The following is an 11802-nucleotide window of genomic DNA, read 5'->3' on the forward strand; positions in this document are numbered from 1 at the left end:
TAATCTACTTTGAGAGCAATATGGCGGATGAGTATGTCATGAAATACTCAAAGAATTATTAGGCTCTATTTTCGGAGATGTTTCTGGTGTCATGGGTGCAGATTTGTCATCGGGGTGAGAGTCTTCTGTGTCCAGATTAAGTGTTGAGGGACGAATGGCGTTGATGATGCTTTTAATAACCACAGCGCAGGGAACAGCGACAATTACACCTAAAAGTCCGCCAATTCTCGCTCCAGTTAAGACAGAAATTAAAATCCACACGGGGTTTAACCCAGTAAAACTACCTAAGATTCGGGGTGCAATCAGATTTTCCAGAATTTGCTGGACTATTATGGCTGCTATTAATACCCTTACGCCCATAGAAACATCTTGAAGTGAAACTAAAGAGGTGGTAAGGGCGATACCGACAGAACCACCAAAGGGGATAAGTGCCATAACTCCAATCGTTAACCCAAATAATAGACCAAAGGGAACTTTTAGCCATAAAAAGGTGGGAATTAGGGCAGAAGCCATGCAGGTTGATAAAATTAATTGGGTGATAAAAAAGTTTTGAAAGCTTAAACGAACTGTTTTGGAAAAGGGGGCGCGAAATTTACCAGGTAGCCATTCTACTAAACTTTGCCAAAGTTCGCCGCCATGCTGTAATAAATAAAAGGTTAATACCATTGTCAGCAGGAAATCGAGCAGACTGGTGACAGTGATCACAGCTAGATTTAGTACCTGTCCGGCGATCGCCTGTAATTGTCCTTTGACGCGATCGTTGATTTGTGCGGCTAAAGCATCGAGGTTGATTGGTAAACCAGCACCTTCTGCTTTTTCATTGAGGATCATTAATTGAGAACGTCCTGAGTCTATTAATTCTGGTAACCGCGCCACCAGTTGTTGAGCTTGAGTCAGGGCCAGAGGAAACAGGGTGACACCTAGAGCCAATAAAATGGATAATGCTAACAAAAATACGAGGATGGCTACTTGCTCTCGTTTCGCTCCGTGATTTTCCATCCAACTCACGGGGTAGCTGAGTAAAAATGCTAATACAGAAGCTCCGACTAAAATAACAATCAGGGAGTGAAAATAATTGAAAATTGCGGCAATAGCCCAACCATTCAGAACTAATAGGGGCGCAAGTAGGGCGATCGCTAAAAATCTGGCTATAGGTGTCAGTGTTTGCCACCAATTGAGTAGCTTGCGTGTCTGCATTTTTAAGTAATTACACTATATAACTAAATGGGTTTCTGCTTGACCAAGTATTAATCTCGTTGAGGCAGATAATAGGTGATGAAAATTATCAATTATTAATTGCCTCCTACCTAACAAGTAACTTAAGTTATTTATCTCTAACTTAACGACTATTATTCACCATCTCTAGTTTATGATCACATCAACCACTATGGATAACTTGCCCTCAAAAGATACAGATATCTCAAAAACACAACTCGTTCTGTATTTGATTCCCATTATCGGCTTTTTTCCCTCCCTGTGGACTCTCTATCAGCGGCAGGGTAGTCGGGAACAACTGGCAATCAGTCGTTTGTCTATTACCTTGGCTTTTATCTGGATGTTAGGTTATTTATTGTTAACTACTGGATCAGTAACGAATTTTTTGACACTTCGCTTTTTAATCCTCAATAGTTTCCTGACTTCTGGTTATTTTTTAGTGAGTATTTGGTTGATTTTTCGGGTCATTCAAGGTAAATCCTCCCGTTTACCGGGATTTAGCAACTTGGCAGAACGAGTATGGCGGAAATATTAAGAGACTTCCAAATAAAAAAATGTCCCAAAACTAACGCAAAAACCCTCCCTATTTCTTCTCTCTCTGTGTTCTCTGTGCCTCTGTGGTTCGTTTGTTCATTTATTTATTGGGATAATTTATTTCCTGGAAGTCCCTAACCGGGGAACAGACTGAACTTTTATCTAAATCTAAGTAAAAGGAATTTAGTTGAAGATTACCATATTTAGCAGTTTTTTATAGCAAACTGATCAAGAGTTGGCTATTATAGTCTGATTTGTTTTAGATGTATTGATCGGCAAATTTAGTTTATTTAAAATCGTAGGTGAGAGGAAGTCTGTGACTAGTCAAAAAACATCAGCAGCACAACAAAGAGCCGCAAAAGCTAAATATAAGGGTCAAGGGAAAAATTCTCGCCCGTCTAAATCGGGACGGTGGCTATGGTTTGCGGTGGGTATGGGGGGGATTGCCATAGTATCAGGACTTGCAGGGGCATTATTAGCTGTTTCTTGGGAAAGTACGCCTTTACAACAAGCTCAACTTAGTCCCCAGGAAGAAGCAGTATTTGATAGCGATAGTATTTCTGGCAATGGGTTACAATTTTCTCAGCTAACTCGTCCTGTTAATATCCTGTTAATGGGTATGAGTGTACTACCTCCAGATGTCCAAAATCCCCCATCCGAAACCAAAAATCTGCGTTATTTGCCCCAGATTAACTCTTTTGACGGTCTTTCTGATGTGATGCTGCTGGTCAAATTTGATCCAGAGACCAAAAAAGTAGTCATGCTTTCTGTTCCTAGAGATACCCGTACACAAATTGAAGGGCATGGAGTCAAAAAAATTAATGCGGCTAATGTGGATGGTGGTCCAGCTTTGACGGCGAAAACCGTTAGTAATCTTTTGGGTGGAGTAGGAATTGATCGCTACGTTCGGATTAATGTCTTAGGTGTTAGTAAGCTAATTGAAGCTTTGGGCGGAGTGAATATTTATGTCCCCAAAGATATGAAATATCGGGACGATTCCCAGCATTTATACATTAATTTAAAAGCGGGTCAACAACATCTCAATGGTGAACAAGCGTTGCAATTACTCCGCTATCGCCATGATGAATTGGGCGATATTGGGCGAATTCAGCGGCAGCAAACGGTGTTGCGAGCTTTAATCGAACAGACTCTTAACCCGACAACCATCACGAAATTACCAGATATTCTCAATGTGGTTAAGGAAAATATTGATACCAACTTATCCGTTGAAGAATTAATAGCACTGGTTGGTTTTGGTTCAAAAATCAATCGCGCAAATATGCAAATGTTAATGCTGCCTGGACGCTTTAGCGAAAATCGTGAGTTTGATGCCAGCTACTGGGTTCCAGATGGGCGGAATATTGCTAAATTAATGACTCAGCATTTTGGTCTAGAAGCAAAGACCACAGAAACATCATTTAGTGAGCCTGGTCGTTTGCGTATAGCTATTCAGGATAGTACAGGAGGCGATAGCGAAGCGCGACCTAGTAATCGCTCTCAATTGCGTCCCCTCATTAAAACATTGGAGAAAGCCGGCTATACCAATATCTTCGTCTCTAAACCCTGGGGACAACCCTTAGATGTAACCCACATTGTCGCACAACAAGGAGACGGAGGCAGTGCCGAATTAATTCGTAGTCTGTTGGGATTTGGAGAAGTGCGCGTAGAAAGCACAGGTAATATTAGCTCTGACATTACTATCCAAGTGGGTAAGGATTGGTTTCAAAATCAACCGATTTTCCAAAATTCTACCCGTCCGTAATCATAATTTGAGTATCAATTTCCGATTCATCCTTGAGAGGTTCAGATCTCCGATTTCTTTGAGAAGTCGGGGATCTTGTTGATAATTGGTAATTGGTGATGAAATTCCAGGTTTCATCCTGTTCATCCTTTAATCCTGGACATCCTGATTCTGACAGTTTCTCTAATATGCTCGAAAATTATTATATGAGTTAAAACTGAATGATGAAACAGCCTTGGGGTGCAATACAAGTAAAAAAGGCGCTGTGCGCTATGATTTCGGGTGTGGGGGTCGGGATGATCTTTTGGGGGTGTAATGCTAATAACCCCCAGTTTCAAGATACAAGATGGAATATATATGGAAATAGGCGTTATGGTTTTGAGTTTCCTTATCCGCATACTTGGCAGGTGTTAGGAAACCCAGACAATAGTGATGGTGTTGTTTTAGTTTCACCAAACCAAAAGAATGTGGAAATTCGTGCTTATGCAAGTAAGCCTGTATTAAAATCCTTAACTGAAAATTCTCAGCCAGTCCCTAATTTTCGGACTCACCAAGGTTTTGCTGGGGTATTGGCTGTAGATGCGGGGGAAAAGGTGACTGTGATCAAATTGACTATTAGCCAAGAGAAATTGGAGTATCACTGGCAAGGACAAAGCGGTAGCAAAGACTTTCCAAATTATTATCGGCTGTTTTACTACATCGCCCAGGAGTATAAAATTAGTCAGTAGTTAGTGGTTAGTTGTCAGTAGTTAATGGTTAGGTAAGGGACAGAAGTAATTTTGAATTTTGGATTTTGGATTTTGGATTTATTTACTGCCTTAGTGAGAATTTAATGATGAAGAGGGGACACAAACCTGATAGATTTAGCTATCAGCGAGTAAAAACTGGTAAAGATGAAAGTCCTGGTTATTGGTGGTGATGGGTATTGCGGTTGGGCAACCGCGCTTTACCTTTCTAATCGAGGTTACGAAGTTGGAATTTTAGATAGTTTGGTGCGGCGACACTGGGATAATGAACTGGGTGTAGAAACCCTTACCCCAATCGCACCAATTCAGAAACGTCTCCAGCGATGGCAGGATTTGACTAGTAAGTCTATTGATCTGTTTATCGGCGATATTACTAATTACGAGTTTCTGCACAAAGCTTTACACGAATTTCAACCAACTGCGATCGTGCATTTTGGTGAGCAACGTTCAGCGCCATTTTCCATGATTGACCGTGAACACGCTGTTCTTACCCAAGTCAATAATGTGGTTGGTACGTTGAATTTGCTGTACATCATGCGGGAAGATTTCCCAGACTGCCATTTGGTGAAATTGGGAACAATGGGTGAGTATGGAACTCCCAACATTGATATTGAAGAAGGATACATCACGATTGAACATAACGGACGTAAGGATACTTTGCCCTATCCGAAGCAGCCTGGTTCTATGTATCACTTGAGTAAAGTCCATGATAGTCATAATATCCACTTTGCTTGCCGGATCTGGGGTTTAAGGGCTACAGACTTAAATCAGGGGATTGTTTACGGTGTCCTAACTGAAGAAACGGGGATGGACGAACTGTTAATTAACCGATTGGATTATGATGGTGTATTTGGTACAGCACTGAATCGCTTCTGTATTCAAGCTACCGTGGGACATCCTCTCACTGTTTACGGTACAGGTGGACAAACTCGTGGCTTCTTGGATATTCGGGATACGGTGCGATGTATTGAATTAGCGATCGCTAATCCTGCTGAACCGGGAGAATTCCGTGTGTTTAACCAATTTACCGAACTATTTAGCGTCGGTGATTTGGCGATGATGGTGAAAAAAGCCGGCAACGCTATGGGATTGAATGTGGATATTAACCACATAGATAACCCCAGAGTGGAGAAGGAAGAACACTATTTCAACGCCAAAAACACCAAACTCTTGGATTTGGGTTTACAACCTCACCTGCTCTCTGATTCCCTACTTGATTCGCTTTTAAACTTTGCTGACAAGTATCAGAACCGAGTTGATCACAAACAGATTCTCCCCAAAGTCTCTTGGCATAGAAAATAGAAAATAGGAGTTCAGGAGTATGGCTAACGCCACACTATGCCTTCGGCACACTACGTGAACGCTATCAGGAGTTTAGGAGAAAGAAGGAACAAGAAAGAAATCTTCTCTCCTGTCCTTCTCTCCTGTCCTTCTCTCCTGTCCTTCTACTCCTATTCTGAACTTCTGCAACTTCTGTAACTTCTGAACTCCTGATAATTTGATATGCGAATAGCCCTATTTACAGAAACCTTTTTACCGAAAGTTGACGGCATTGTTACCCGTCTTCGTCATACCGTTGACCATCTTCAACGTCTTGGCAATCAAGTTTTGGTATTTGCCCCTGAAGGTGGCATCACTGAACATAAAGGTGCGAAAGTTTACGGGGTTAGTGGCTTTCCCTTACCTCTTTATCCAGAGTTGAAAATGGCACTGCCTCGCCCTGCCATTGGTCACGCTTTGGAAGAGTTTCAACCAGATATTATTCATGTTGTTAATCCCGCAGTTCTCGGACTATCAGGGATTTTTTATAGTAAAGTTCTCAAAATTCCTTTGGTGGCTTCCTACCATACCCATTTGCCCCAATATCTGCAACATTACGGATTGGGGATGTTGGAAGGGTTACTATGGGAGTTGTTAAAGCTCGGTCATAATCAGGCTGAGTTAAATTTGTGTACCTCTACGGCAATGGTAAAGGAACTTTCCACCCATGGGATTGAAAGGTGTGATTTATGGCAACGGGGAGTAGATACAGAATTATTTCATCCTGATTTAGTTAGTGCGGAAATGCGATCGCATCTTTCCCAAAATAATCCAGATAGCCCTTTATTATTGTATGTTGGTCGTCTTTCTGCTGAAAAGGAAATCGAACGCATTAAACCAATTTTAGAAGCCATTCCCAATGCCAGATTAGCATTAGTCGGCGATGGACCTCACCGTCAAGTTTTGGAAAAACACTTTGCTGGGACAAATACTTATTTTGTCGGTTATCTCATGGGTAAAGAATTAGGTTCTGCCTTTGCCAGTGCTGATGCTTTTATTTTTCCTTCCCGCACAGAAACACTCGGATTAGTGCTGCTAGAAGCTATGGCTGCCGGATGTCCAGTGGTAGCAGCCCATTCTGGAGGCATCCCTGATATTGTCACAGATGGTGTAAATGGATATCTTTTTGATCCACAAGCTGATATTCAAGAGGCAATTAATGCTACTATACGTCTGTTAAAACAACGGCAGGAAATAGCTATTATCCGTAAAAACGCCCGTGCCGAAGCAGAGAAATGGGGATGGACATCGGCTACACAACAACTGGAAGATTATTATCAAAAAATAATTTTAAGCAGTAGGGGGATACACAAATAACGTAGTTAAACAAGGTCAAACAACGTCAATTGCTGATAATTCGCTCTCTGATTGACCTTACTCGTAAGTTTGCTTTTAGGTTCTAGAGTCTGGGGCTTATCCATGCCCGTTTCCGCTTCAGTTTCCACTATTAGGGAATCGGTGAAACTTCTGAGTTCGTTCTAGCAAGATTACTTTTACATCGGAATGTTTCATATAACGAGTGATTTCAACGTCACTCATTCTTGCTAGAACGTTGTCAGCAGCGTTAGTATCTGAGTGCATCACGACCCCATCATGTCCGGTAAACTTGTCACCATTTCTACTACCCGTTAAGGTACTAAATCTGGAGTCAAGTTGTGACGTATACGCACAATTCACACTAACAACCGTGCAACCTACACGGGTTGAAACTTGTTTGAGGGCATCCGCAACTATCCCCTTGCACCATGAAGAAACATTTCTCTTCATACGCTTTCTCATGGGCTTTTTGCCTTTTAGTGCTTCCGTCAAATCTTCAAAAGCTACCTTGATCGCATCTGTCATCAAGTCATGCGTAGCTGTAAAAACGATTGTTTGAATCCTACCTTTAAAGGATCTTTCCCGATTTTCCCACTTGATTTTACCAAGATTATTTCGTTTAATTCTATCAGCCTTGGCACTGTTTCCTTTAGCTGTAGACTTGTTAAAAACTGACCTGATTTTATTACGTTTTACTTGTTTCGCTGTTCTGTAGTCGGTTTCTTGAGTTTGGATTTTACCAAAATCATTACCTAAAAATCTAGCACCATCATTAGAAGATGTGGCATAAACTTCGGTGTAACCTCTATCACATCCAATTATTTTACCATCGGTCTTTTTTTCAGCTTTTTGGATATCAGTTGTGTAATGAATTTCCCATCTGCCATTACGCTTAATTAGCCTTATTTGACACTTTATTTCTGTTGGTAAAGTCGTTGGTAGTTTGAGAGTTTTATATGGAGTTAAACCTCCAAAACGCAACCACACCACACCTTTATCATCTGTTTTAGTATCATAAGCCTTTACAATAATTTGGTTACAAACTTTCGTGTGTCCTCGATACCAAAACTTTCTAACTAAGGTGCAAAGTTTGGGATGTTCCAACCATTTCCGACTTTCTAAGGTAAGTTGCAAAACTCCTTTTTTAGCCTGGAACGACTGGAACGATTGACCCAAAGATTTCATCACCTTTTCGACACAAGCAGCCTGAACCAAGTGAATATCATCAATTACGTCATAGAGAGTTGCTTCCCATAACTTAGCAGGTAATTTGTATTTGTCTTTTAAGGTGCGTAGCTGTTTGTCAATCTCAAATTTAGAAACGCCCCAAGCCTTTAACGACCCGAACTCATTCCACAAGTCAGAGCGTAGTTTACCTAAACTCAAAGCGATTAAATCAAGTTCGTTAGATTTCCAATTATTTAGTTTTTCAGTCCCTAAAATAGCGATTCTCGTAACGGTTAACTGATTCTTTGCTTTGAGTTTCATGGACTTGGTTTGCTACGTCTTTTACTACTATACACCCATTGACTCGTATTGACTACTATTTGTTTCATGAATATTTTGCTCTTCGGCTATCTTTTTCTTGTAAGCCCGAAGGAAGTAAAGCTTGGAAGAAAAGCAGTGCATGATAGCCATAAAATCCTGCATCAACTCTTCGGGCGGTGATAGCTTGGCATTGTTCACCACGACAATTTTGCAACCGTGAAGATTGCAAAACCACTCAACAAACTCAAAACCAAATCTGCATAACCTATCCTTATGTCCCACGACAATTTCAGAGATTTGATTTTGGGCAACTTGAGTCATTAATTTAAGAAAGTTTTTCCGCTTCCAGTTCATACCACTGGCAACATCCTTGACGACCCGGCATCCTGGGTAAGTTTTACCTAAAAAATCTATTTGTGTGTCAAGGTCTAACAACTGGGTTTTTGTGCTGACACGGGCATAAAGAACCCTCTCTTTATCCATTGAGACTGTTTTGATGAATGCTGACTCTGGATATCTCCGATGTCCCCCAGGAGAACGGATACATTCTATTTTCCCTAAGTCAGCCCATTCTGCCGTTGTCTTAGGGTGATAGCCAAATTGTTTGTAAACTTGTTCTGGGGTTAGGTATTTCATCTTTCGGTTAAATACGATTAACCCCAGTATACTACGTTATTTTGAGATTAGAGAGTTTGGCAGGGTTTCCCCGCCCAGGAGTCAGGAATCAGGAGTCAGGAGTCAGAAGTCAGAATAAGAGTTCTATATGGCTAACAACTTAAACTTCTTCAGAACCGTTACTTGGAAAAGGTTGTTCACCGATTTTTAGTTGCTTTTTTGATTGTTTCAACTGTTTCCAAAGTAACTTAATCTGATCATAAGCCTCATCTGGTGAGATTTTGCCACCAGTTTCTAAATTGCAAATATAACTAACCTTTTGGGCAAATTCCTGCAAATTCGCATTAAATACCAAGTTTTCTGGTTTGACATGACCATAATAGCGACCACGGGGATAGAGAAAATCTTCTTTGCTCATCATTTTTTTTCTCCATTGACTCAACTGCTCTATAAAACTTATATAATACTGACAGCCCAGCGTGCCTTAAGCTATACATTCCTGTTTGTTTCCCCTGTTGGTGATCAAAATAGATGGATAGCTCTGTCTTCATAGCCTATCTCTAACTCCTCTACTTTTTCAGAATGGAATAATAGATAAAACTATTACATCCTGCTGATAGTTTAGAGTGGCGTGAGCCATAAGTGGGGCTTTAGGACAGTTATTCACGTTTAGTTATTCTCTAATTTATTAACAACAGATTGTATTAAATTCAATATGTTATTAATATATCTCTTAAGATAGATTAATACATTCCTTTTTGCAATACTTGGCAAAACTTTCCTTGTAAACTATAATTATACATTTAAATTAGAATAATTGAAAATACAAGTATTTGATGACTAAATAGGGTTCGCGGAAGAAGTCTTTTCCTTAGGGCTAGTACCGCAAAGCGGAAGTCAAAAGTCAAAGGTCAAAAGTAATATTAAGCAAGCTTTTTGACGATTGAGAATGGTTGGTGTATTTACGCCGCAGTGTAATAGGAGTCAGGGGGAAGAAAGAAGATTCGGATCATTAAGTAGTGAGACAGAATTAATTACACAATGTCATTGCGTAAGCGTTGCGTGGCGTTAGCCATATGGAACGAATTGAAATGAAGCAATCGCAAGGGTTGTGATTGCTTCCCTTCCCTCGCAATGACTGTAAATATTATTGTCCAATTACTTATATTCCCGACTTCTTAAAGAAGTCGGGAATATAAAGTATCAATTGTAATTTACTATCTACACAGATGTACGAGTTGCTTCTAGTAAACTGGAAAAGTAAAACTTTGTTCGCGCCATAGCTTGCCGTTGGATTGAAAAGCCATTTTTTTCCAAGATTTTGATGACATCAGCTTTAGGATGTAAATAAGCGCGAGTGGTTTTACTTGGACCAGGAAAGAAAGTACCGATTTTTTTGAGGATAGTCAGGAAGAAAGTTTTAGGCGCAAAACTGAGAATAATCCGTGATTGTGCTAAAGAACACAAATGAGAAATCATCTCGTCAGCTTTTTCTTGAGGGTAGTGAATCAGAACATCCAAACAGATAACAGTGTGGTAACTACCACTCAAAGATTCCAAATCCTCTACCGCAAAAGAGGGGTTTACAGTATTTGACAAAGCCATTACAGCCCTATCCTGAGCTTCTGATACCATTTTGGCAGAAATGTCGCTGGCATAGACCTTAGCACCACTCATAGCTAGAGGAATACTCAGACTACCGACACCACACCCAGCATCACAAATTGATAATGATGGTAAATTGTTGTCAGCTTTTAACCAGCCGATGACATTATCTACAGTTTGTTGATGTCCAGTGCGAATATCTAGCTGAACCTTGTTGACTTCACCATCACCATAGATGCGTTGCCACCGATCAAAGCCTGTGGAGTTGAAGTATTCGCGGACTATTGTTTTATCGTCGGCTGCGTTCATAAACTCAATTGTTAATTGTTCACAATTCGTGACATACTCCACACACTCCCCTATGCCTTGCGGCACGCTTGCGCGAACAGGTGAGTGTGGGCTTCTCAGCGACTCTTCTATGAAGACATTGACTGAGCTTTAAGACCGTGTGTCCCACGGTTCTTGATATTTATAGCCGAATTTAGATCCCTGCACAAACTTGCATGGCAGATAGGGCAATTAATTGTGCATTCTTTTCTATGCAGCTTCATCTGAATTTGGTATTAGTAAATTCTCAACGACAAAAATTCCGGCTAGTTTAGATTCTTAAAAACTTACTAGCTAATTTAATCGCGTCCATAATGTCTACATCACCATTACCGTCAGCATCTAGAAATTTATTGAGTAATGGATTACCACCAGATTGTAAAAAACTCAAAATTAAAGGGACTAAAGTTGGTAATAATTGTTGAATTGTATTCACATCTAAGCTAGTACCCTGAGCAGCATTTTCCGCTACTTGTGCTTGGATATCTGGAGAAAATAAGGTATCTACAGCTTGGAAATCGGCTGAAGTTCCGGCAAGTTGATTTACCAACTCTTGTACGGCCTCACTTCCGTCAGTAGCTTGTTTTGCCTGCAAAGATGATTGTACTTGTTTACCAACAACTGATAGAACTGATTGCATGGTGGCAGAGTCTGAGCCAATGCCATTACCTAATTGTTTAACTGTGGTGGCAATATTTATCAAGTTATCCAAACCACCTGGCTGATTGGAATTACTAACTGCACCAAGAATTTGATCAAATAGCCCCATTAATTTTTTCCTGTTGTTTTTAATATCTCTAATTATCAATGATACAGCAAAATTAAGTAATCACCAGTTATAAATCAGGAATAAAGTCAAAATCATTATATTGGTGAATAAGGAATTGGTAGAGA

At 40.3% G+C, this 11802-nt stretch carries 11 protein-coding genes; 5 read left to right on the forward strand and 6 right to left on the reverse strand.

Features of this window, described 5'->3' with window-relative positions; genetic code table 11:
- Positions 1-36 precede the first annotated feature (36 nt).
- Positions 37-1197, reverse strand: coding sequence for an AI-2E family transporter (locus AA650_RS12380; RefSeq protein WP_053539254.1), 1161 nt, complete (start codon positions 1195-1197; stop codon positions 37-39).
- A 172-nt stretch (positions 1198-1369) separates the two neighbouring features.
- Between AA650_RS12380 and AA650_RS12385 the strand changes: the two genes are divergently transcribed.
- The 5 genes from AA650_RS12385 to AA650_RS12405 all read left to right on the forward strand — a co-directional run bounded on the left by AA650_RS12385 (position 1370) and on the right by AA650_RS12405 (position 6873).
- Positions 1370-1750 (forward strand): hypothetical protein, encoded by a 381-nt coding sequence (locus AA650_RS12385; protein ID WP_234413176.1) that lies wholly within the window; start codon positions 1370-1372, stop codon positions 1748-1750.
- A 315-nt stretch (positions 1751-2065) separates the two neighbouring features.
- Entirely contained in the window at positions 2066-3511 is a 1446-nt protein-coding gene (locus AA650_RS12390) for an LCP family protein (RefSeq protein WP_053539256.1), read from the forward strand.
- A gap of 200 nt (positions 3512-3711) precedes the next feature.
- Positions 3712-4218 carry a hypothetical protein gene (locus AA650_RS12395; RefSeq protein ID WP_053539257.1) on the forward strand — a complete coding sequence of 169 codons (507 nt, stop codon included), beginning with the start codon at positions 3712-3714 and terminating at the stop codon, positions 4216-4218.
- 165 nt (positions 4219-4383) lie between these two features.
- Positions 4384-5538 carry an NAD-dependent epimerase/dehydratase family protein gene (locus AA650_RS12400; protein ID WP_027403808.1) on the forward strand — a complete coding sequence of 385 codons (1155 nt, stop codon included), beginning with the start codon at positions 4384-4386 and terminating at the stop codon, positions 5536-5538.
- Positions 5539-5739: 201 nt separating this feature from the next.
- Positions 5740-6873: a glycosyltransferase family 4 protein gene (locus AA650_RS12405; protein WP_053539258.1), complete on the forward strand. Its 1134-nt coding sequence runs from the start codon at positions 5740-5742 to the stop codon at positions 6871-6873.
- A 117-nt stretch (positions 6874-6990) separates the two neighbouring features.
- Here AA650_RS12405 and AA650_RS12410 read toward each other — a convergent pair whose 3' ends face one another.
- The 5 genes from AA650_RS12410 to AA650_RS12430 all read right to left on the reverse strand — a co-directional run bounded on the left by AA650_RS12410 (position 6991) and on the right by AA650_RS12430 (position 11677).
- Positions 6991-8361: an addiction module component gene (locus AA650_RS12410; protein ID WP_234413177.1), complete on the reverse strand. Its 1371-nt coding sequence runs from the start codon at positions 8359-8361 to the stop codon at positions 6991-6993.
- Between the two features lie 27 nt (positions 8362-8388).
- Positions 8389-8997 carry an IS607 family transposase gene (locus AA650_RS12415; protein ID WP_053539259.1) on the reverse strand — a complete coding sequence of 203 codons (609 nt, stop codon included), beginning with the start codon at positions 8995-8997 and terminating at the stop codon, positions 8389-8391.
- A gap of 139 nt (positions 8998-9136) precedes the next feature.
- The gene (locus AA650_RS12420) at positions 9137-9394 is read right to left on the reverse strand and encodes a DUF7219 family protein (RefSeq protein WP_053539260.1); all 258 of its coding nucleotides are present in this window, start codon (positions 9392-9394) and stop codon (positions 9137-9139) included.
- An 803-nt stretch (positions 9395-10197) separates the two neighbouring features.
- Positions 10198-10890: a magnesium protoporphyrin IX methyltransferase gene (gene bchM, locus AA650_RS12425; protein ID WP_053539261.1), complete on the reverse strand. Its 693-nt coding sequence runs from the start codon at positions 10888-10890 to the stop codon at positions 10198-10200.
- Between the two features lie 289 nt (positions 10891-11179).
- Complete coding sequence (locus AA650_RS12430) at positions 11180-11677, reverse strand: hypothetical protein (protein WP_053539262.1); 498 nt, start codon at positions 11675-11677, stop codon at positions 11180-11182.
- Between the last annotated feature and the right edge of the window lie 125 nt (positions 11678-11802).

The sequence above is a fragment of the Anabaena sp. WA102 genome (assembly GCF_001277295.1).
Classification (GTDB): Bacteria; Cyanobacteriota; Cyanobacteriia; order Cyanobacteriales; family Nostocaceae; genus Dolichospermum; species Dolichospermum heterosporum.